This is a genomic window from Amycolatopsis pigmentata (genome assembly GCF_042684065.1).
Classification (GTDB): domain Bacteria; phylum Actinomycetota; class Actinomycetes; order Mycobacteriales; family Pseudonocardiaceae; genus Amycolatopsis_E; species Amycolatopsis_E pigmentata.
Genome location: NZ_JBHUKR010000006.1, coordinates 173626 through 193553, shown reverse-complemented (window position 1 = coordinate 193553; position 19928 = coordinate 173626). Strand labels below are relative to the sequence as shown.

Annotated in this window: 19 protein-coding genes; 8 read left to right on the top strand and 11 right to left on the bottom strand. The window is 66.5% G+C overall.

Going from position 1 to position 19928, the window contains the following annotated elements; all coding sequences use genetic code 11:
• Positions 1-9 precede the first annotated feature (9 nt).
• The 5 genes from ACFSXZ_RS08895 to ACFSXZ_RS08875 all read left to right on the top strand — a co-directional run bounded on the left by ACFSXZ_RS08895 (position 10) and on the right by ACFSXZ_RS08875 (position 3899).
• Complete coding sequence (locus ACFSXZ_RS08895) at positions 10-1158, top strand: CaiB/BaiF CoA transferase family protein (RefSeq protein ID WP_378263238.1); 1149 nt, start codon at positions 10-12, stop codon at positions 1156-1158.
• The gene (locus ACFSXZ_RS08890) at positions 1155-1985 is read left to right on the top strand and encodes an FAS1-like dehydratase domain-containing protein (RefSeq protein ID WP_378263236.1); all 831 of its coding nucleotides are present in this window, start codon (positions 1155-1157) and stop codon (positions 1983-1985) included. The genes ACFSXZ_RS08895 and ACFSXZ_RS08890 overlap by 4 nt, the downstream gene beginning before the upstream one ends.
• 48 nt (positions 1986-2033) lie before the next feature.
• Positions 2034-3059 carry an alcohol dehydrogenase catalytic domain-containing protein gene (locus ACFSXZ_RS08885; RefSeq protein WP_378263234.1) on the top strand — a complete coding sequence of 342 codons (1026 nt, stop codon included), beginning with the start codon at positions 2034-2036 and terminating at the stop codon, positions 3057-3059.
• A 133-nt stretch (positions 3060-3192) separates the two neighbouring features.
• A complete protein-coding gene (locus ACFSXZ_RS08880; protein WP_378263232.1) occupies positions 3193-3678 on the top strand; it encodes a DUF2975 domain-containing protein in 486 nt (161 codons plus the stop codon).
• Entirely contained in the window at positions 3678-3899 is a 222-nt protein-coding gene (locus tag ACFSXZ_RS08875; protein ID WP_378263230.1) for a helix-turn-helix domain-containing protein, read from the top strand. The genes ACFSXZ_RS08880 and ACFSXZ_RS08875 overlap by 1 nt, the downstream gene beginning before the upstream one ends.
• 53 nt (positions 3900-3952) lie before the next feature.
• Here ACFSXZ_RS08875 and ACFSXZ_RS08870 read toward each other — a convergent pair whose 3' ends face one another.
• The 8 genes from ACFSXZ_RS08870 to ACFSXZ_RS08835 all read right to left on the bottom strand — a co-directional run bounded on the left by ACFSXZ_RS08870 (position 3953) and on the right by ACFSXZ_RS08835 (position 14852).
• Positions 3953-6274 carry a LuxR C-terminal-related transcriptional regulator gene (locus ACFSXZ_RS08870; protein ID WP_378263228.1) on the bottom strand — a complete coding sequence of 774 codons (2322 nt, stop codon included), beginning with the start codon at positions 6272-6274 and terminating at the stop codon, positions 3953-3955.
• 143 nt (positions 6275-6417) lie between these two features.
• Positions 6418-7428: an ABC transporter permease gene (locus tag ACFSXZ_RS08865; protein ID WP_378263226.1), complete on the bottom strand. Its 1011-nt coding sequence runs from the start codon at positions 7426-7428 to the stop codon at positions 6418-6420.
• Positions 7425-8894 carry a sugar ABC transporter ATP-binding protein gene (locus ACFSXZ_RS08860; RefSeq protein ID WP_378263224.1) on the bottom strand — a complete coding sequence of 490 codons (1470 nt, stop codon included), beginning with the start codon at positions 8892-8894 and terminating at the stop codon, positions 7425-7427. Before ACFSXZ_RS08860 ends, ACFSXZ_RS08865 begins: the two co-directional genes overlap by 4 nt.
• A gap of 38 nt (positions 8895-8932) precedes the next feature.
• Positions 8933-9814: a sugar ABC transporter substrate-binding protein gene (locus tag ACFSXZ_RS08855; protein ID WP_378263222.1), complete on the bottom strand. Its 882-nt coding sequence runs from the start codon at positions 9812-9814 to the stop codon at positions 8933-8935.
• A 194-nt stretch (positions 9815-10008) separates the two neighbouring features.
• A complete protein-coding gene (locus ACFSXZ_RS08850; RefSeq protein ID WP_378263220.1) occupies positions 10009-11316 on the bottom strand; it encodes an MFS transporter in 1308 nt (435 codons plus the stop codon).
• A 10-nt stretch (positions 11317-11326) separates the two neighbouring features.
• The gene (locus ACFSXZ_RS08845; protein ID WP_378263218.1) at positions 11327-12502 is read right to left on the bottom strand and encodes a M20 family metallopeptidase; all 1176 of its coding nucleotides are present in this window, start codon (positions 12500-12502) and stop codon (positions 11327-11329) included.
• Complete coding sequence (locus ACFSXZ_RS08840; protein ID WP_378263216.1) at positions 12499-13707, bottom strand: dipeptidase; 1209 nt, start codon at positions 13705-13707, stop codon at positions 12499-12501. The genes ACFSXZ_RS08845 and ACFSXZ_RS08840 overlap by 4 nt, the downstream gene beginning before the upstream one ends.
• Complete coding sequence (locus tag ACFSXZ_RS08835; RefSeq protein WP_378263214.1) at positions 13704-14852, bottom strand: CapA family protein; 1149 nt, start codon at positions 14850-14852, stop codon at positions 13704-13706. Before ACFSXZ_RS08835 ends, ACFSXZ_RS08840 begins: the two co-directional genes overlap by 4 nt.
• 123 nt (positions 14853-14975) lie before the next feature.
• Between ACFSXZ_RS08835 and ACFSXZ_RS08830 the strand changes: the two genes are divergently transcribed.
• The 3 genes from ACFSXZ_RS08830 to ACFSXZ_RS08820 all read left to right on the top strand — a co-directional run bounded on the left by ACFSXZ_RS08830 (position 14976) and on the right by ACFSXZ_RS08820 (position 17969).
• The gene (locus tag ACFSXZ_RS08830; RefSeq protein WP_378263213.1) at positions 14976-15791 is read left to right on the top strand and encodes an IclR family transcriptional regulator; all 816 of its coding nucleotides are present in this window, start codon (positions 14976-14978) and stop codon (positions 15789-15791) included.
• Positions 15792-16458: 667 nt separating this feature from the next.
• Entirely contained in the window at positions 16459-16689 is a 231-nt protein-coding gene (locus ACFSXZ_RS08825; protein ID WP_378263211.1) for a hypothetical protein, read from the top strand.
• Positions 16686-17969: a hypothetical protein gene (locus ACFSXZ_RS08820; protein WP_378263209.1), complete on the top strand. Its 1284-nt coding sequence runs from the start codon at positions 16686-16688 to the stop codon at positions 17967-17969. Before ACFSXZ_RS08825 ends, ACFSXZ_RS08820 begins: the two co-directional genes overlap by 4 nt.
• 29 nt (positions 17970-17998) lie before the next feature.
• On the opposite strand, the gene ACFSXZ_RS08815 is transcribed toward ACFSXZ_RS08820, so the two are convergent.
• The 3 genes from ACFSXZ_RS08815 to ACFSXZ_RS08805 all read right to left on the bottom strand — a co-directional run bounded on the left by ACFSXZ_RS08815 (position 17999) and on the right by ACFSXZ_RS08805 (position 19918).
• The gene (locus tag ACFSXZ_RS08815) at positions 17999-18736 is read right to left on the bottom strand and encodes a class I SAM-dependent methyltransferase (protein ID WP_378263207.1); all 738 of its coding nucleotides are present in this window, start codon (positions 18734-18736) and stop codon (positions 17999-18001) included.
• Between the two features lie 81 nt (positions 18737-18817).
• On the bottom strand, positions 18818-19063 hold the full coding sequence (locus ACFSXZ_RS08810; protein WP_378263205.1) for a hypothetical protein: 246 nt from the start codon (positions 19061-19063) through the stop codon (positions 18818-18820).
• Between the two features lie 108 nt (positions 19064-19171).
• Positions 19172-19918 carry an ESX secretion-associated protein EspG gene (locus ACFSXZ_RS08805; protein WP_378263204.1) on the bottom strand — a complete coding sequence of 249 codons (747 nt, stop codon included), beginning with the start codon at positions 19916-19918 and terminating at the stop codon, positions 19172-19174.
• Positions 19919-19928: the final 10 nt, after the last annotated feature.

The following is a 19928-nucleotide window of genomic DNA, read 5'->3' as shown; positions in this document are numbered from 1 at the left end:
AGGCCTTCCATGCTCCCGCTCGAAGGAACGACCGTCGTCGCGCTCGAACAGGCGGTCGCCGCACCGTTCGCCACCCGGCAACTGGCCGACCTCGGCGCGCGCGTCATCAAGGTCGAGCGTCCCGGCGAGGGAGATTTCGCCCGCTCCTACGACCGCACCGTGCACGGAGATTCCAGCTACTTCGTGTGGCTGAACCGCGGCAAGGAGTCGATCGAACTCGACATCAAGGACGACGCCGACCGGCAGGTGCTCGACCTTCTCATCGGCGCGGCCGACGTGGTGGTCCACAACCTGGCGCCGGGCGCGGTGGAACGGCTCGGTCTTGACGCCGGGACGCTGCGGACGGCACGCCCCGAACTCGTCCATTGCTCGATCTCGGGTTACGGACCGGGCGGCCCCTACCACGCGAAGAAGGCCTACGACCTGCTCATCCAGTGCGAAACCGGGCTTGTCGAGGCGACCGGCACCCCGGACGTGCCGTGCAAGGCCGGCATGTCGGTCGCGGATATCGCGACGGGGATGTACGCCTATACCGGCATTCTGACCGCCCTTCTCCAGCGAGCCCGGGACGGCGTCGGAGCGACGGTCCAGGTCGCGATGATCGACGCACTCGCGGAGTGGATGACCCAGCCGGCCTATTACGCGGTCTACGGCGGCTCGGAGACTCGCCGGACCGGTGCCAAGCATGCCTCGATCGCGCCCTACGGTCCCTACCGGGCCGGCGACGGGAATCGCGTCTTCCTGGGCGTCCAGAGCGACCGGGAGTGGGCTCGCCTGTGCCGTGAAGTCCTGAAGCGGCCTGACCTGGCCGACGATCCTCGCTTCGCCCGTAACCCCGAACGCGTGGCCAATGACGACTTGATCGGTCCGCTTGTCGAATCGGCCTTCGCGACGCTCGACGCCGACCGTGTCGTCGAGTTGCTCGACGCGGCCGGTATCGCCTGCGCCCGCCTGCGGCGACCGGCCGAGCTGGTGACCCATCCGCAGCTTGCCGCCCGGGACCGCTGGCGGCGGGTTCGCACTCCGGGAGGGGTCGTCGCGACGATGGTGCCGCCCGCCACGATCGCCGGCCAGGAACCGCGGATGGGGGCCGTGCCACGCCTGGGCGAGCACAATTCCCGACTCCGCGCCGAGTTCGGACCGCGAGGCGATTCATGACCCCCGAGGTCATCGACCGCACCGAGATGCTGCGGCCGGAACCGGCCATCGCCCTCGGCCGGCTCCTCGGCGTCGAGGAGCCGGACCTGAAAACCGAGGGCCTACCCCTGCTCTGGCACTGGGTCTACCTGCTGGAACGACCGCATCAGGCGGATCTCGGCGCCGACGGACACCCCGTTCGCGGCGCGCTCCCGGCACCACCCGAGCCCGGGTGTCGGCGCATGGCGGCCGGTGGCAGGGTCACCCGGTTCGGCCCGCTGATGGTCGGCCGGGAAGCGATGCGGCGCACCGAAATCGTGTCGACGACCGACAAGCACGGGCGTACCGGCCGGCTGACTTTCGTCGTCGTCCGCCACACCATCAGCCAGGACGGGAACGTCAAGGTCGTCGAGGAACAGGATGTCGTCTACCGCGACTCGCCAACCGCGCCTGCCGCACGGGCCGAAGCGGTCGAGGTCACGCCGGTGTCACTCGACGAGAGCGACTGGCCGGTGCCCGTGGACCCCACGCTGCTGTTCCGGTTCTCGGCTTTGACCTACAACGCCCACCGCATCCACTACGACCGCGACTATGCCCGTGACGTCGAAGGTTACCCAGGTCTGGTGACCCATGGCCCGTTGCAGGCACTGGCCATGGCGGAATCCGTGCGCAGGACGGGAACGACGGCCACGGCGATCGACTATCGCGTCGTCGCACCGCTGTTCGACCACCAAGGCCTGGTGGCCAGGAGTGCCGGGTCCGGCTCGCTTCGTGAGGCCACCATTCGTGACCTCGGTGGCCGTGTCACGGCCTACGGGCGGATCCACCTTGAGGACACCCGGCAGTAATGCCAAGGGGATCGGCGGCCTGAGGGCCGCGAAGGAGATGGAGTCAAGATGAAAGCTGGCGTAGTGCGCCGTCTCGGTGCCGTCGAGATCGACGACGTGCCGCGACCCACGGTCGGCGACGGCGAAGTCCTGGTTCGCCTGCGGGCCGCCGGGCTGAACCGTGCCGACGTGATCGTTCGTGATGGGCTTTTCCCCGAGCAGCAACCGCTTCCGATCATTCTCGGGGTGGAAGGCGCGGGAGAGGTGGCCGAGGTCGGCAGCGCGGTCACGACCGTCAAGGAGGGGCAGCGCGTCGTGCTGCTCCCGATGGTGGTGTGTGAATCCTGTGCCGCCTGTCTGTCCGGAGTGGACAGTGGATGTCGTGATCTGAGATTCTTCGGTGAGCACACCGACGGCACGTATGCCGAATATCTCGCCGTCCCCGCGCGCAACGCGATTCCCGCCCCGGAAGGCATGAGCTACACCGAACTGGCGGCGAGCATGCTGGCCTACCTGACCGCCTGGCACATGCTCGTGACCCGGGGCGGGTTGCGGCGGGGGGAGACGGTCGTGGTCGTCGGAGCCGGAAGTGGTGTGGGCAGCGCCGCCGTGCAACTGGCCGGCGTGCTGGGCGCACGCGTCATCGCCACCACCGGAACCGAGGACAAGCGAGACAAGCTCCTTCGTATCGGGGCGCGGGATATCGTGAACTACCGGCAGATTCCCGATTTCAGCGAGGCCGTGCGAGCGCTGACCGGCGGGGCCGGTGCCGACCTCGTCCACAACTCGGCGGGTGGCGCGACGATCCAGCAGTCGATCCACGCGCTGCGCCGCGGCGGCCGTCTGATCGGAATGGGGTCACATTCCGGCAGGCTCGCCGAAATCGACCTCTTCAGCCTGTATCGCAATGAGATCGACTTCCGCGGCGCGCACGCCGCTGATTCTCGCGAACTTCCCGGTCTCCTGCCCATGCTCGCCGAGGGAACGCTACACCCCATCATCGACTCGACGTTCACCTTGGACGACGTGGCCGCGGCCCAGGAACGACTGGTCAGCCCGGACCGGTTCGGCAAGGTGGTCCTGACGATCGACTGACCCGCACCCCTTTCCAGGCGGTGGGCAGGCGGCCTGCCACGGTACGAAACCGCCGCCCCACTGTCTGTTTCGGCCTTGCGTTATCTATCGAACGTCGATAGATTTCCATCGTGAATCGATGGAAGGGCGAGGCATGGGAAAGCTGACAGTGAGTGCGCTGCGCGCCGTGCTCGTGGTGGTGCTCGCCGGCACGGTGTCCGTACAGGCCGGGATGGTGTGGGCGCTGGCAACCGATCCGGAGGCCGGGCCGCTGCCGCTGGTCCCGCTGCGCGTGATCACGATCGTGGGGATGGTGTCGGTCCAGGTCGCCCTGGTCTGTGTGTGGCGGCTGGTGGGCATGGTGCGTCGCGGAACCGTGTTCTCCCTCGCGGCCTTCCGGTACGTGGACGGCGTGATCGGTGCGATCGTGGCGGCCGCGCTCCTGTGGTTCGCGGTCACCGCGCTCAATGCGCCGGGCCAGCGGGACGACCCGGGCGTCACCGTGATCATGGGCGGAATTGGCGTGGCCATCCTGGGGGTCGCGCTCATCGTGCTCGTGCTGCGGATGTTGCTCGCCCAGGCCGTCGCGCGCGATGCCGAAGCGGCGCGGATGCGGGCCGAGTTGGACGAGGTGATCTGATGCCGATCGCCGTCGACATCGACGTGATGCTGGCCAAGCGGAAGATGTCCGTGGGTGAGCTGGCGGATCGCGTGGGGATCACGCCCGCCAACCTGGCGGTACTCAAAAACGGCCGCGCCAAGGCGGTGCGCTTCGCGACGCTCGCCGCGCTCTGCGAGGTGCTCGAGTGCCAGCCGGGCGACCTGCTGCGCTGGGAGGCCGCGAGCGGAGGATCCGCCTGAGGCCGAAGCCCGGTACACAGTCGCGCCACGACTCAGCGTTTTCGGGTCGAAGTTCACCTGCCGGTGGATTGCGTCTCGGCCATCCAGCCGGCGATTTGGGTGCGGGACGTGAAGCCCATTTTCGTGAGGATGTTTTCGACGTGACTTTCCGCGGTGCGTTGCGCGACGAAGAGTTTTTTCGCGATTTCCTTGTTCGTCATACCTTGGGCGACCAGCGCGGCGACCTCGCCTTCCCGGCGGGTGAGCGGCGTCGGCTTCGACGTCTGTTCGGCCGGGGACTCTTCGTAACGGGCGTAGCGGACGGCGGCGGATGCGGTCAGGGACATTCCATGGCCGAATGCGGCCTGGAACCCTTCGTTACCCAGCGCGTGGCGGGTACGCGTTTCACAGTCATCGTGGAAGGCCGACAGGAAGGGTGTGATCGCGGCGATGAAGATCACCTCTGATCGGCGCGCGGCTACACCGAACAACGTGGCGGCGCGGCGTGGATCGTCGTCCACGGCGATCCACGCCAGTGTTTCGAGGCACATGGTGATACCGAACTGGTCGTCCAACTCGGATCTGAGCCGCAGGCTCTCCCCTTCCAACCGATTCGCGTCACGGCTGGCTCCTTGGCGCCACCGTGCCATACCGGCGATCCACAGGCCACGGGACCGGGACCATGATTCCTGCGCGGGTTGTGTGATGGCGAAGCCGTCGGCGCAGTACGCCAGCGCCCGCTCGGCGTCGCCGGCGAGGAAGTGGCTGAGCGCGAGCAGATCGAGGGTTTCGGCCTGGAACCTGAGGTCACCGGCCGCCCGGAACGCGGCCAATGCGTTGGCATAGGCGTCGATCGCGCGGGCGAAATCACCGGCGAACATCGCGTCATAGCCGGACATCTGCCTGATCAGCGCGGCGGCCGGCTCTTCGAAGTCTCGCGCGAGGTCGCGGCCTTGATCGAGCAGCACCGCGGCCCGGTCACGATCGCCTTGCATGATGGCCAGCCAGATTCCGGAGTGCAGCGCGCGTAAGCGCGCCCGACTCCGCTTCGGCGACACGGCGAGGAGCCGGTCCAGCCATTGGCGTCCCTCACTGACCAGCCCCCAGATCGACCATTTTTCGTGCACGTCGGCGACGATGCGCAGGCCGATATCGACCTCGCTCGGGCGGCTGAGGCAGAATTCCAGCGCGGCCCGGAGGTTGGCGTATTCATCACGCAGGCGACTGATCCACTCGGCCTGCCTGGAGCCGAACCAGTCGGCTTCGGCGCGGGCGAGGAGGTCAGCGTAGAAGTCACGGTGCCGGCGGCGCACCGCCGTCCAGTCCTCGGTTTGCTGGATCCGCTCCTGACCATGCTGGCGAATCGTCTCCAGCATGCGGTACCGCACCCGCGTGCCGCGCTCGTCGCGGATCAGGATCGATTTGTCCACCAACGACGCTACGATGTCGATCACGGGCGGGTGCGGCGAATCCCGGTCGTGCTCGGGTCCGGCGAGGTAGACGGCGTCGATGGCATCCGGTTCGAAACCTTCACGGAACACGGCGGCCTGAGCCCAGAGTTTCTGTTCCGCACTGGTACACAGGCCGTGGGTCCACTCGATACACGCACGCAAGGTGCGGTGCCGTTCGGGTGAGCCTCGGCGAAGGGTGTTCAGTATGCGATAGCGGTCGGTCAGTTGCTCCAAAATCTGTGTCGGCGACAAAACCCGTACCCACGTGGCAGCCAGTTCGACCGCCAGCGGGATGCCCTCCACTCGCCGGCAGAGTGCGGCGACGGTCGCGCGATTGTCCGTGGTCAGGGCGAAGTCGGGCAGGACCGCCGAAGCCCGGTCGCAGAACAGGCGGACCGCCTCGTTCTGTGACACCCCTGCCGCGGCCACGTCCTCGTCAGGCACCGGCAAAGGCGGCACCGGGAGGACCTTTTCCCCACGGATGCCCAGGGCTTCGCGGCTGGTCGCCAGGATGGACAGGCCGGGACAGGCCCGCAGCAACTCCTCGGCCAGCGCCGCGCACGCGGCGAGGAGATGTTCACAGTTGTCCAGCACCAGCAGCAGATTCCGCGACCTGAGATGGTCGACCAGCGCGTCCATGCCGGTTGTGGTGACCTGTCCTCGCAAGCCCAGCGAAGAGCTGACGATATGAGCGAGCACCTGCGGATCGCCGAGCGCCGCCAGATCGACGAACCACACGCCGTCGGCGAACGTCCGCCGCAGCGCGGCTCCGGATTGCACGGCCAGCCGCGTCTTACCGACCCCGCCCAACCCCGTCAGTGTCACGAGTCTCGAAACCGACAGCAGGCGCCTGACCTCGGAGAGTTCGCGACGACGGCCGATGAAGCTGGTCAGCTCCGCCGGCAATGAACCGACGGCGCCTCGCAGCCTCACCGACCGAGTCATGACCACGCCAGGCTACCTCGCGCTACGTTCCCTCGCCCAGACGAAGTGCCGGGTCGTCGGATCCCGGCGTCGGTGATTCCGGCATTGATTTCCTTTCGATCAGGAACACGGGCGACCTTCCCGTCCCACCTTCCGGCACCTGCCTATCGACCGCTTCGCCGCGCCAACTGGTCGAGGCCGACCGCGGCGATGACGATCGCGCCTTGCGTGATGGACTGCCAATTCGCATCGAAGGCCAGGCTGAAGAACAGATTGTCCAGGCTGGCGATGATCAGCAGGCCTACCGCGGTACGGACGACACTGCCTTCGCCGCCGAGCAGCGACGTGCCACCGATGACGACGATCGCGATCGCCTGCAGGGCCAGGGTCGCGCCGGAGGTCCCTTGCCCCACTCCGAGCTGTGATGCGCTGATCACACCGGCGAACGCGGCGAGCGTCCCGCTGATGACGTAGGCACCGCCGATGACACCGGCGGTCCTGATGCCGGCCAGCCGGCTCGCTTCCCGGTTGCCACCCACCGAAAGCAGCTTGCGGCCGAGAATGCTGCGGTTGAGCACGATCCATCCGGATACGAAGATGAGCACGACGATCACCAAGGGTAACGGAATGCCGGCGAGGCTGGACTGCCCGAGGTAGGCGAACTCGGCCTTGTTCACGGTGAAAGGCTGGTTGCGGGAGGCCATAAGCACCACGCCGGAAAAGATCGTCGATGTCCCCAGCGTGGCGATGAAGGGGTTGACGTTCAGCCTGGCCACCACGAAACCGTTGACCGCGCCCGCGACCACGCCGGCCGCGATGCCCGCGATCGCGCCCACCGCGACCGACCCGTTCGTCGAGACGACGGCGGCGATCGTGCCCGCGGAGGCATACACGGAACCGACCGACAGATCGAAGCCACCGGTGATGATCACGAGCGTCATCCCGACCGCGACGATGCCGAGCGGAGCGTTCTGGGTCAGCAGCAGCTCGATATTGTCCCAGGTGAGAAAGGCGGGATAAGCGATCGTCGCACCGGCCACCACACCGATGAGAACCGCGTAGATGCCGAACTTCCGGAAAAAGCGCCGTGCGAGAGCCGTCTTCGCCTCGCTTGCCTCCGGCGCGGATCCTGGCGCCGGAGGCGCGATCGCAGGGACGTCAGTGGGTGTGTTCACGGGGTTACTCCAAAGGCGACGGCGAGAATTTCGCCAACTGTGGGCCTTTTCTGATGCAGGTCGAAATGCCCGACAGTCCGGCCGGCCGACATGACGATGATGCGGTCGCAGATTTCGAGCAGTTCTTCGATCTCGGCGCTGGTGACGATGACGCCGCGCCCTCGATCGGCGAAGTCCCGGATGGCACGCAACAAGTCCACCTTCGCCCCGACGTCGACGCCACGGGTGGGTTCGTCGATGACCATCACGCGGGGATCGTTGATCATCGCCCGGGCGAACGCGACCTTCTGCTGGCCACCGCCCGACAGGTGGCCGACCGGGTAACGACCGATCGGACGATTGAGGTTGAAGGACTTCATGAGCGTGCCGGCCACGACCCATTGGGCCCGCCGCTTGACCATGCCGTAGGGCGAGAATCGTTTCAGGCCGGGCAGGGTGACATTGTCGGGAATATCCATTCCGAGGATCAGGCCTTGAGTCTTGCGATCCTCGGGCAGCAGCGAGATGCCGGAGGAATGTGCCCGGCGCGGTGTCCTGGGCCAGGCGATGCGTCGTCGTGCGACGGACATCCGTCCGGTCGCGGTGGCCTCGGCACCGGCGATCGCCCGGAGCAGGCTCGACCGGCCTGCTCCCACGAGACCCGCGATACCTACCACCTCGTTGGCGTGTACTTCCAGCGAGACATCGGTGACGGCACCGGGTACCGAACAATCCTCGATCCTCAGCAGAACCTCGCCGTCGGGTCGTTTCTTGTCCTGTTCGACGAAGGACGGCATCTCTCCGACCATCAGCTTGACCAGGTCGGCCTTCGTATGGGCGTCCGCGGTGGCGGTTTCCACGAGGGTGGCGTTGCGCATGACCGTCACCATGTCGCTGACCGCCAGCACCTCGTCGAGGTTGTGCGTGACCAGGACGATCGAGGTACCCGAATCCCGGAGGCGACCGACCAGGGCCAAGAACTGGTCGCGCTCGCGTTGGGAAAGCGCCGCGGTCGGCTCGTCGAGAAGCAGCACCCGGCTTCCACGGTGGATAGCCCGCATGATCTCCACGAGCTGTCCCGCGGCGACACTGAGTTCGCTCGCTCGCGCCTTTGCCGGGATGTCGACCCGTAGCGTCTCGCACAGTTCGGCATACCGTCGCGTCATGGCTCGTTCGCTGAGCATTCCGCGTTTCGCGGGCTCGACACCGAGGAACACGTTGGCGCACGCGTCCAGGTGCGGAACGAGGCTCAGCTCCTGATACACGCAGGCGATGCCGGCCGCGTGAGCGTCACGCGGCCGGCCGCCGGTCAGTTCCGTGCCGAAGACCTCGATACGGCCCGAGGTCGGCCGAATCCGGCCGCTCATCATCCCGAGCAGCGTCGACTTGCCCGCGCCGTTCGCGCCGACCAGGGCATGTACGGTCCCGTGACGGATCGCGAGGTCCAGCGGACGAACCGCCGGCGTTCCGTCGTAGGTCTTCGACACTCCTTCGCACCGAAGTGCGATCTCCGCCGGCGTTCGCATCACGACGGAATCTGCGCCGTGTAGCCGACGGCGTTCTGCTTGGTGATGTAAGGGCCGCCCGGAATCGGTGCGTCGTCGGCCGGGTTGTAGACCTTGTAGGCCTGCTTACCGGTCCAGCGGTTCACCAGGTTCTCGGCCGCCGATTTGCCTTCGGACGCGGGCAGGCCGGGCAGGGTCAGGGTGACGACGCCGGACTTGATCGCCTCGACGATGAACTGGTCGCCCATCATGTCGTAGATCTTGATCTTGCCTGCCAGCCCCGCCTGCTGGACCGCTTGCACGACCCCGCGCGTGGCCAGCGAGTAGCTGGACGCGATGACCTGGACATCGGGATGTGCCTTCAGCAGATCCTGGGTCTTTTTGAAGCCGTCCTGCGCGGTCCAGTCGGTGTTCTGATAGGACAGCAGGCTCGCCCGCGGGTGCGCGCCGAAGGCGTCGTCCATGGCCTTCTTCATGGACTGGACCAAGTCGACGAGGGGCGGGCCCGCCAAAAAGGCCGTCTTCGCATCGGGGTTCTGGCCGAGAATCGTCTTCCACCACGCGGCGTAGGCCTGCGGTGTCTGCACGCCGACGAAGCCGGCCTGACCGACCTCGTCGTCGTTGCACAGATGCCCTACGGATACCATGACCGGAATACCGGCGTTGATCGCGGCCTTCACCTGGTTGCACTCTTCGACGCCGTCATCGAGGGTCACGGTCCAAGCGTTGTACGTCTTGCGGGCCAGCGCCTGCTGCATCTGGTTGACCTGCGTCTGCACATCGAAGTTCGAGTCGAGTTCGGTGATTTTCGCGCCAAGTTCCTTGGCTCGCGACACCGTGGAGGCATTGAGAGCCTCCGCATAGGGGTTCGCACTCCCGGTTGTGAAGAAGCCGATGGTCAAATCGGACACGGGCCGGGGTGCCGAAGCGGTGGCACTCGAATCGCCACCATGGTTCGACGGTGTGCTACACGCGGGGACGACGCCCATCACGGCGATCGCTCCCGCGCTTACCGCTACCGCTCTGAGAATGTGTAACTTCATTGTTACTGCTCCTCATCATTGATCGTGCCACCGTTGGCACAATTCCCTCGACTTCAGTCGAGTCTCTTGCCCTTGGTCTCGGGCATGGTCAGGTAAACGACGACGCCGATGGCGGCGGCGATCGCGCAGTAGAGCCAAACCCGGTTTCCGTGGCCGCTCGTGGTCATCCACGTCGTGAGGTATGGCGCGGTGCCGCCGAAGATGGCGACGGCGAGAGCGTACGGGAGACCGATTCCGGTCGCGCGTACTTCAGGCGGGAACTGCTCGGCCATGACGGCCGCCACGTTGGCCGAGTAGCCCAGAAGCAGGACCAGGCCGACGATCTGGATAACCAGAAGCGTCCAGAAGCCTCCGCCGAGAAACCGGAACGCGGGCCAGGCGAAGATCAGGAACCCGCCGGAGAATGCCATCAGTGTGGGCTTACGCCCGACCTTGTCCGACAGCATTCCGGCGAAAGGCAACAGGACAATGAAGGTGATGAGCCCGATGACGTTGGCGAGCAGGGCCCGGTTCAGCGGAATACCGGTGGAAACCTTCGCGTACGTGGGCATGTAGGTGATCCACACGTTGTAGAGGACCACCCCGCCGATGTTGATGGCGAACACGCGCAACGCGGCCTTCGGATGGTCACGCAACATCCGGACGAACGCGTTGCCCGGACGAGGAGAATCGCTCACGCGGGATTCACCACGATGGAACGAATCGGTTTCGTCCACCGAGCGGCGCAGCCAGAGACCGACCAGTCCGAGCATCGCGGCCACCACGAACGCCAGTCGCCAGCCCCAGTTGTCGACGGCGCTCTTGGGAAGCACCGTGGTGACGATCGTGCCCATCCCGGACGCGATCAGAATGCCGGCGCCGACGGAGACCTGCTGCCACGAACCCGCGAACGCTCGACGTCCAGCCGTGGCCGATTCCACCAGGAAGGCCGACGCCGTTCCGAACTCGCCGCCCGCGGCGAAACCCTGCACGATCCGCGCCACCACCAGGATGATCGGCGCCGCGAGGCCTACCTGGGAATAGGACGGTGACAGACCGATGACGAGCGTTGCTCCCGCCATCAGGCCGATCGTGAGCACGAGGCCCTTTTTGCGACCACGCCGGTCCGCGTAGGCCCCCATGACCGCTGCGCCGATGGGACGAATGGCGAAGCCGACGGCGAAGATCGCCAGCGTGGACAGCAGCGCCGCGGTGTCGTTTCCCGGCGGGAAGAAGTGGTGGGCGAAGACCGAGGAAAAGGTGGTGTAGACCGCCCAGTCGACGAATTCGACGGCGTTGCCCAAGCTGCCGGCAATGATCGCCTTCGCGCGCTTCCGGTCGAGCTTCGTGGCGTCGATGTTGCCGAGTTCCGTTGTGGACATTGGCTGTTCCTCAGCTTTCGTTCGCCGCGAGCCGGGTCCGGATCTCCGGTGATCGCGCGACATCGGCGATCGTGAGGGCCATCGCCAGACCGCCGTCGGCCACGACCCGGTCACCGTTTTCGCCGCCGGCGGCGACCGCGAAGGCCGCGGTGTGGTTGCCCTCCTCGACCGGCAGGTCGAACGAAAGCATGGGATGCAGTGCCGGGACCACCTGGGAGACGTTGCCCATGTCGGTCGACCCGAACAGCTTGTCGGGGTAGTCCGGGAACGTCCGGCCGAGTGACTCGGCGTGGGCCTGAAAGAGCGAAGCCAGGTCCTGGTCGTGGCGGAACTCGCGGTAGAGCGAGGGCAGGGTGGCGATTTCCACGCTGGTTCCGGTGGCGAGGGCTCCAGCGTCGAAACACGGCCGGACCCGTTCCCAGACTTCGTCGACTTCGGCGATGGTGTCGGCGCGGATCATGCACTCCATCACCGCGTGGTCGGCGATGACGTTGACGGCCGCCCCGGCTTCCCGCACGACGTGGTGCACCAAAATGCCGTCGCGGAGTTGCTGGCGGAGCAGCGCGATGGCGGTCTGGGCGAGGACGGTCGCATCCGCGGCATTGAGCGCGCTCCAAGGGCGTGACGCGTGCCCGCCGCGTCCGGTATAGGTGACCTGCCAGGACCGTGAGGCACGAAAGTGCGGGGTGACCACGTCTTTCAACGAGGGATGGATCATCATGGCCGCGTGTGTCCCGTCGAAGACACCCCGCTGGACCATGATTTCCTTGCCGGTTCCCTTTTCCTCGGCCGGAGTGCCGAAGACCCGCACCGTCAGGCCCAGTTCGTCGGCGAAGGGGGCCAGGGCGAGTGCGGCACCCATGGCGGCCGCGGCAATGGTGTTATGGCCGCAGCCGTGGCCGATGCCGGGAAGCGCGTCCATCTCGGCGCAGAGGCCGAACACGAGGTCGCCGGAGCCGACCGATGCGACGAAAGCCGTGGGCAGGCCGGCTGTTTCCTTCTCCACGGTGAACCCGTGCTGTTCGAGGATGCCGATGAGGGCGGACGAGGTCTGGTACTCCTCGAAGGCCAGTTCGGGGTTGGCGTTGATCTCGTGAGAAAGGCCCAGGATCGCCTCGAGGTTCTTTCCGAACTCGCTCGCGATCCGGTCGTTGATGTCGGTCACCGCTGTTTCCCTGGGGTTCATCGCCAAACCTCGTTCAGGATTCGGAGGATGTTGCCGCCGAGCACGGCTTGGATTTCGCTGTCCCGGTATCCGTGTTCGACGAGCCAGCCCGTGATGTTGCGGAAGTTCTCGGTCGGGTTCTCCAGCCCGTCGACGTGCGTGACCCGCTCCCATTCGAGGTCTCCGGCGTCGAAGACCGTGGAGGCGCCGATGACGTCGCTGATGGCCCGCTGGAAGTTCGCGTGATCGCCGTAGAGCGTGTCCGGGCCGAAGGCGACGTGTTCGATGCCCATCAGATCGACCGCGTAGGTGAAGTGGTCCATCACTGAGTCGATCGACTGAGCGCGGTGGTCATAGGACACGGTCGTGTGGGGCGCCGCCTCGATACCCAGGACGCCGCCACGCTCCGCGCATGCCTTCAGGACCTCGTCCGGTTTCATCCGCGGGATCGGCCACACCGCACGAGCGCCGGCGTGCGTGATCGCGACCGGCTTGGCCGACGACTCGATGGCATCCAGGCACGTCCGGTCGCTGGCGTGGGAGACGTCGATGAGGACGCCCAAGGCATTCATGCGTTCCACCGCCCGGCGGCCGAAGGCCGTCAAACCGCCGTCGCGTTGCTCTTTCTGCCCGCTTCCGAGCGTGTTCGCTTCGGCGTAGACCAGGCCCATCTGCCTGATGCCCAGCCCATACAGCACGTCGATGCGGTCCAACTCGTTCTCGATCATCGACGCTGATTCGGTGCCCATGACGAAGGCGAGATGACCGTCGCGCTTGGCGTCGAGGATGTCCTGGACGGTGCGGGCCACCACCACCCCGTCCTGGTGAGCCAGATCCGCCAGGCGCAGGCCGAGTGTCGTGATCAGGTCGTCCCACTTCCAGCCGGACCGGCGCGTGCTCCCGATGACGCCGAACCAGTTGTCGAAGACGGCGGTGAGACCGGACCGCCGCAATTCGGTGAAGGCGGTGAACTCCTGCCGGGTCCGCAGATACGTGGAGATATCCGCCATGTCCGCGGGAAGCAACTGCGGATGATCGTGGAAACTGATGACCACGTTGTCCGTCAGCAGTCGTTCGGCCCGCGCCCGCTGTGTCTCGTCCAGCTTCGCTTCGAACCCACTCCGCCGCTGACTGGGGTCGGACAGCTCGACGGCGGGGAAGTCCACCCCGCGCTCCACGTAGGAGAACGACTCATAGTGCGACGGCTTGGCCGCATGACTCGTCACTGAAGGCGACCTTTCTCGGTAGGTTGTGCCTCGACGCTCCGGCGCACGGTCCCGTCGGCGACGACCACAATGGACGGATCAAGCTCTCGTGATGCCTCCGCGAAACGGGCGAGAATCGACTTCGCCGCTTCAGGCGTCGGCATGATCGGCTGGCTGTCCGAGTCGAGTTGAATGGGATCGAGGCGAAGCTCCGGACCACCGTCTCCCAGTTTCACCCGGAAAACGGCGCTCTCGAACCACGGGCCCCGCATCAAGGCCGGCTGGTAGGGAGCGGACAGATGGCCGGCTTCCCTGGCGACCATCGAATCCGGGCTCCACCCGTCGCACCAGTCGAAGACGAAGTTTCCGGTCGAATACAGGATGAGCCCGTGTTCGTGGAACTCGGCCGGGTGCAGGCAATGCGGATGATGCCCGATGACGAGGTCTGCTCCGGCCTCGACCAGTCGATGCGCCAAGGGGCGCTGGTATTGCGCCAGGGGCCCTTGCACGGACGGCAGATAGCAGAAGGGCACCCCCCAGTGCAGGGCGATGACGACGAAGTCGTGATGCTGCTTGGCTTCGCTGATCAGTTTCTCGGCCAGCCGGACATCCGGTTCATGCGCGACGGAGTGTACGAAGGGCGGTGTCCCCGGCGTCTCATCCAGGAAACCGCTGTCGTATTCGAAACTCTGACGGACCCGGATCGCTCCGATGCCCGCCCGCCCGGTGGTGGCGTTGTAGCCCAAGGGGAGTGCGGAGCAGAAGCTGAAGAAGGCCAGGCTCTTCGCGCCGACCGACACCACCCGGGGACGCGTCGCCTCGTCGAGGTCTTCTCCGAATCCCGCGTGCAGGACTCCCGTGGAATCCAGTGCCCGCACCGTGTCGCGCATACCTTCGGCGCCGTAGTCCAGCGCGTGATTCGTGGCCAGGGACACCAGATCGAAGCCGAGCGCCGACAGTTCCGCGGCACTCGAGACCGGTGCGCGCATCGCGACCAGTTTCTCGGCGGGCTGCCCAGACCCGGTCAGCGGGACTTCGAGATTGCCGATGGTCAGGTCACCGCCCCGCAGCAGCCCGAAGGCCGGGTCGCCCGGTCCGGCGGGCGACGCGCGGGGGCGGCGCGGCCACCCGGCGACAACCACATCTCCCACGACGGTGAGGTCCATGAGGCTCCGTTCCACATTGCGATACGATGTGCCGTACTGTAGTCCGAGGATGTCCGGCCGGTAAAGACCCAGGTGTGCCGGGATGAGGAATGGCAGTGCGCCATGTGGTACGCTCGCTACTCAATGCGCACAGGAAACGGCGAGCCCGAGACCTCCGGGCGCGATGCGCCGAGCAGCAGCGTCCGGTCGATGAACAGCGTGCTGAGCACGCTTCGCGTCTTCGAAGAAGTCGCCATGCGGCAACCCATCGGCGTCTCGGAACTGTCCCGCGCGACGCGCATTCCGAAGAGTTCCGTCCAGCGCTGCCTGGTGACGCTTCAGCAGGCCGGCTGGCTGAGAGTCGTGGATCCCGAGCATGCGCGGTGGGGGGTGACGATGAAAGCGCTCACCCTCGGACTGCGAGGCGCCGGAGAACAAGATCTGCGAGACGTGGCGGCGCCAGTCGTCAAACGCCTCGCGTCCGAGACGGACGAAACCGTTCACCTCGGCCTGCGCGACGGTGAGGATTACGTCATCGTCGCACGGGAGGACAGCACGCAGGTCGTCCGCGTGTTTCTCGATGTCGGCACGCGCCTGCCGCTTCGCGCCACGTCAGCAGGCATCGCGATCATGGCGCTCCTCGATCCCGGCGAGGTCGACGACCTGCTGCGGAAGGAACTCACGGAATTCGCGGAATCACCCGTGCCGACTTCCGGTGAACTCCGAGAGGAAATCGCCCGCACCGCCGAGCGCGGTTATGCCCTCAACATCTCGTCGACGTGGTACCGCCCCCACGTCGCCTCCATCGGAGCGGCCGTCACGGACCCGGCCGGACGGCCCATCGCGGGACTCACTCTGGCCATGCCGGAGATGCGCTACGACAGTTCCCGGGAGAAGGCGCTGGCAAAGCTCGTCGTCACGGCGGCGGACGAGATAAGCCGGCTGATCTCGGCCACCTGACCGCGACGCACGTTCGCCGGTCTTGGTGATCGGCACGTTCGGTCGTTACCACCCACGACGGACTGTCCCGTTCCGCGGCCATCCGCCAAGCCGTTCTCGAAGGCGCCCAACGCAGGGAGCGTGCCGCCGCGATGCGGCGAGCAGTCCTCAGCATGCCCCTCGGAGAACCAGACGGCCTCGACATCGCCGCCGAGATCGCCAAAGACCGCGGCGAAGAGTACTGATGATCTATGTGGACTCGGCAGCCGTCGTCAAACTCGCCCACGCCGAAGCCGAATCCGCATCCTGGCCCAGACCGTACAACCCGTCACCATCCGCAACCTCGACGCGATCCACCTGGGCACCGCACTGAAGATCAGTGCGCGCCTCACCTCGTTCGTCACCTACGACAAACGGCTCGCCGGCGCCGTGTCCACCGCCGGACTCCCCGTCGAGATACCACACTGAGGACTCGACACCCTGCACATCCCGTGAGCGGCTTGACGTGGCCGGGGAGCAGGGGAGCAATTCCGGGCACCGAACGGGCCTGAAATGCATTCAACGACTTCGAACGGATTCGCACGGGTCCGCGCATTTGTGGCCGAGGCGGCGCCACGCTATCGGCTGTCAGGGCTACCCCGATCACGGTTGCGGACGTCATCGATCGTGCTCCAGGGGGTCGTGCATCATGGTGTTTCGCAACGTGCGTGACTTCACCGGCGACCGTGACGTGGATCACCAACGCAACGCGGACCGGGCCGCCGGGAACACACCGGGCATGACGACAAACAAGGTGGCCCTCTCCCTGGCCACGGCAGCCGCGACCGGCACGCTCGCCGCCGGCGGTGGTGCGGTCAGCGCCGGTCAGGTGATCGAGGTCCCGTTCCGCGTCTCCTCGCCGAGAGGTTTCGCGAAATGATCTCCTTCCTGTCGGGGCGTTACGACTCGGTCCAGGAAATCGCGCCCGATCAGCGGCTTCGCCCTACCCGTGGCTTTGGCCGGCAGTGGGATGAGCCGACTCAGCCTCAGCTGCGTGGCCCTCACCCGGAACAAGGAGAGACCGGGAAGCACCTCCCGACGGCACGCCTGACCCGCCTCCGCGTGCTCGCCTTACCGGCCGGGATCGTGCTGACCGTCCGAGCCTTGGGTCTGTTCATCGCCTGGGCCATGTGCGCGGCCAACAACCGGCCCTTCAATTTCCAGTCCTGGGACGGCTACTTTTACTTCGGCCTCGCTGTTCACGGGTACGGCGGGTTCGACCCGGCCGTCACCTACGACAAGGACGGCCACTACTTCCCGTACGCACCGATGTCGTTCTTCCCTGGCTACTCCCTCACGGTGCGCCTGCTCGGTCTGCTGTTCGGTGGGCACTTTCTTGCTGCCGCGGTGATCCTGTCCCTGACGGCCTCGGTCGTCGCCGGGTATGGGGTGGCGCGCCTCGCCCGTCACGCCGGGGCAGGACAGCGCGGCCAACTGGCCGCGGTCGCCCTCACCGCCGGCGCACCCATGTCCGTCGTGTATTCCATGCCCTACCCGGAGGCGATGCTCGTCGCGCTGGCCGCATGGACCCTAGTCGCCGTCCTCGAACGTCGCTGGCTGCTGGCCGGGTTCGGCGCCGCGGCGGCCGGTCTCACCTCACCGATGGCCGGTCCCCTCATCCCGGTGGTCATGGCAGCCGGAATGGTCCACCTGTATCGCGTCCGAACGCACAGGATCGGTGCCGCGGTCGCGGTGCTGGTCGCGCCCCTGGGAATGCTCGGCTACCTGTTGTGGGCGCGCCTGGTCTCCGGTGTGCCCGGTGGGTTTTTCGCCATTACCGACCGAGGATGGGGTAATCACGTCGACTTCGGCGTAGCCACCGCCCGTTGGATATTCGAGTCGCTGACCGAGTCGCGGGACACGTTCGCCGTGCTGACCGCGACCGCGATCATCGCCGCCGTCATCGCCACCGTGCGGACCCCGATGCCATGGCCGGTGTGGGTCTACACCGCCGGCACCGTCGCGCTGGTCGTCTCGCACACCGGGATCATCCACGACCGGGTGCGGCTGCTGCTGTCCGCGTTCCCGCTGCTGATCGTCGCCGCGGTTCGGCTTGCCCGCCTGCGCGGGCGCACGACCGCGCTCGTCGTCGGCGGTGTGGTGCTGGCCGGGCTGTGGTTCAGCGCCTATTCGCTCGCCGTCTGGCCCTCCAGCATCTGACGCGGAAGTATCAGCCGAGGGACTTCACCCTAAATGGCTTCCAGGACGAAGAACAGCGAGCACAGAGGGGTCCCGGAGGCAAATTTCCCAAGCTGGTCGGGAAAGAGTTCACGGGCTTCCGGTGCCGGGGGCGGTTCGCTGATGACGGCCGTGCGGAAGCCGGCCGCGGTGAAGGCGTCGGCCATCGCGTGCAGCGGCCGGTGCCAGTAGGTGAGTACGGCCTTCTGGCCGTTGAAGGTGTATTCCTCGGACCACTTCGTAATGGCGAAGTAGTCGGCTTCGGGATACATGAGTTTGTACACGAAGGGGTGGTTGACGGCCACGATCAGCCGGCCGCCGGGCTTGAGCACCCGCCGCAGCTCTGCCAGCGGCGTGGTCCAGTCCTTCAGGTAATGCAGCACCAGGGCCACGACGACATCGTCAAACGCTCCGTCGGGATACGGCAGCGGGCCGGCTATGTCGCCGACCCGCAGATCCGTATCGGTGCCGAGGCGCTGCCGGGCCAGTTCCACCATCTTCGCGCTGCGGTCGAAACCGGCCACGATGGCACCCCGGTCCCGCAGCGCCACGGAAATCGGTCCCGCGCCACAACCGGCGTCGAGAATTCGCCGGCCGGCCACATTTCCGGCCAGGTTCACGATCGCGGGCAGGGTGTAGTAGGCGTTGATGAGGTTTGTGTCGTTTTCGACCGTGTACGCCTCGGCGAAGGTGTCGTAGTCGTTTTCCACGGCCTCGGGACTTTCGGGATCGACAGTCACGGCGCCCATAGTGCCGGACGATCAGCCAGGATGCCAGGAGATCGTCTCGACGGTCCACGACTTCCGTTCGGCACTCCCCCGGACAAGATTCTATTTGGGTTCGATTCCGGGCAGCGTTGCCGCGAGCGCTTGTCGGGGGAAGGTGATGCCCGTGAGTTTTTCGGAGACCTCCCACAGTCGACGCGCCGTCTCGGCGTCTTGCGCCTTCGCCGAACGGCCGACCAATGTCGGAGCGCCGCGTCCTTCCATGAAGCCGCTCGGACCCACATAGCTGTCGCCGGGAATATCCGCCACGGCCGCGTACAGCGTGGGCAGCGCACCATCGTCGATGCTCATCAACGGCAACATCGTCAAACCGGAACTACTCGACGGACTCGTCGAAACCGCGGCCGAACAGTTCCTGCGAGGAGCCCGCCCGCTCGAACAGCGCTGAACTCCTCGACGCTATGCGGTCGCGAGCAGGCTTGTCAGCGCGCGGCGGGTGCCTGCGGCACAGTGCAGCATGGGTTCGCTGTTCGGTGATTGCGTGACGTAGGTGAGGACGCGGCCGGTCTCGAGGAGGTCGATCACGGTGATCGGTCGTCCGCGCCGTCGCTGCCCGGTCCGGTCGCGGCCGGCCGAGTACAACTGATGCGTCCCCGAGCGTGGCGCGCTCAACAATTCGTGCACCCGGACGGCCGGATCGGGCCGCCGGCTCCGGGTCTCCATTTCGAACTCGTATTCGTCCGCGACCGGTGACCGTCGGCCGGAGTACTGCGCCGCGGGAATGGTGACTTCGCCGACAGCCGCGCCGATCACGTCGGGCAGCACGTCGACAAGCGCGTCCGGTGGGTCACCGATGGGGACATGGTCGACGATCACGACCTTGGCGTCGCGCACCACGCGGACGGTCTCTTCCCCGACCGCGGCGACCATCGCCGCTCCGGTTTCCCCGTGCCGGGAGATCCAGCCGTAGCATTCACGTTCCGCGCGGGCCAGCACCGCGAGCGTGCGCCGGAATTCCGGCATCAGCACCCCATTGGCCGCGACCCCCGCCTTTTCCAGCAGGCCGTCGACTTCGCGCCGCAGCACGGTTTTCACCGTGTCGTCGAGCCACAGATCGTCGGCCCCGATCACGGGATGGGGCTTGCCGTACCCGCCCCATTCCCACGCCTTGACGAAGGCATAACGCGGCAACACGACCGGATTCACTCGTGGTCCC

Bases quoted from the DNA above. Each gene is read 5' to 3' on its own strand.
- ACFSXZ_RS08895 (WP_378263238.1), top strand. From the start codon at position 10: ATGCTCCCGCTCGAAGGAACGACCGTCGTCGCGCTCGAACAGGCGGTC.
- ACFSXZ_RS08890 (WP_378263236.1), top strand. From the start codon at position 1,155: ATGACCCCCGAGGTCATCGACCGCACCGAGATGCTGCGGCCGGAACCG.
- ACFSXZ_RS08885 (WP_378263234.1), top strand. From the start codon at position 2,034: ATGAAAGCTGGCGTAGTGCGCCGTCTCGGTGCCGTCGAGATCGACGAC.
- ACFSXZ_RS08880 (WP_378263232.1), top strand. From the start codon at position 3,193: ATGGGAAAGCTGACAGTGAGTGCGCTGCGCGCCGTGCTCGTGGTGGTG.
- ACFSXZ_RS08875 (WP_378263230.1), top strand. From the start codon at position 3,678: ATGCCGATCGCCGTCGACATCGACGTGATGCTGGCCAAGCGGAAGATG.
- ACFSXZ_RS08870 (WP_378263228.1), bottom strand. From the start codon at position 6,274: ATGACTCGGTCGGTGAGGCTGCGAGGCGCCGTCGGTTCATTGCCGGCG.
- ACFSXZ_RS08850 (WP_378263220.1), bottom strand. From the start codon at position 11,316: ATGTCCACAACGGAACTCGGCAACATCGACGCCACGAAGCTCGACCGG.
- ACFSXZ_RS08845 (WP_378263218.1), bottom strand. From the start codon at position 12,502: ATGAACCCCAGGGAAACAGCGGTGACCGACATCAACGACCGGATCGCG.
- ACFSXZ_RS08835 (WP_378263214.1), bottom strand. From the start codon at position 14,852: ATGGACCTCACCGTCGTGGGAGATGTGGTTGTCGCCGGGTGGCCGCGC.
- ACFSXZ_RS08830 (WP_378263213.1), top strand. From the start codon at position 14,976: ATGCGCACAGGAAACGGCGAGCCCGAGACCTCCGGGCGCGATGCGCCG.
- ACFSXZ_RS08825 (WP_378263211.1), top strand. From the start codon at position 16,459: ATGGTGTTTCGCAACGTGCGTGACTTCACCGGCGACCGTGACGTGGAT.
- ACFSXZ_RS08820 (WP_378263209.1), top strand. From the start codon at position 16,686: ATGATCTCCTTCCTGTCGGGGCGTTACGACTCGGTCCAGGAAATCGCG.
- ACFSXZ_RS08815 (WP_378263207.1), bottom strand. From the start codon at position 18,736: ATGGGCGCCGTGACTGTCGATCCCGAAAGTCCCGAGGCCGTGGAAAAC.
- ACFSXZ_RS08810 (WP_378263205.1), bottom strand. From the start codon at position 19,063: ATGAGCATCGACGATGGTGCGCTGCCCACGCTGTACGCGGCCGTGGCG.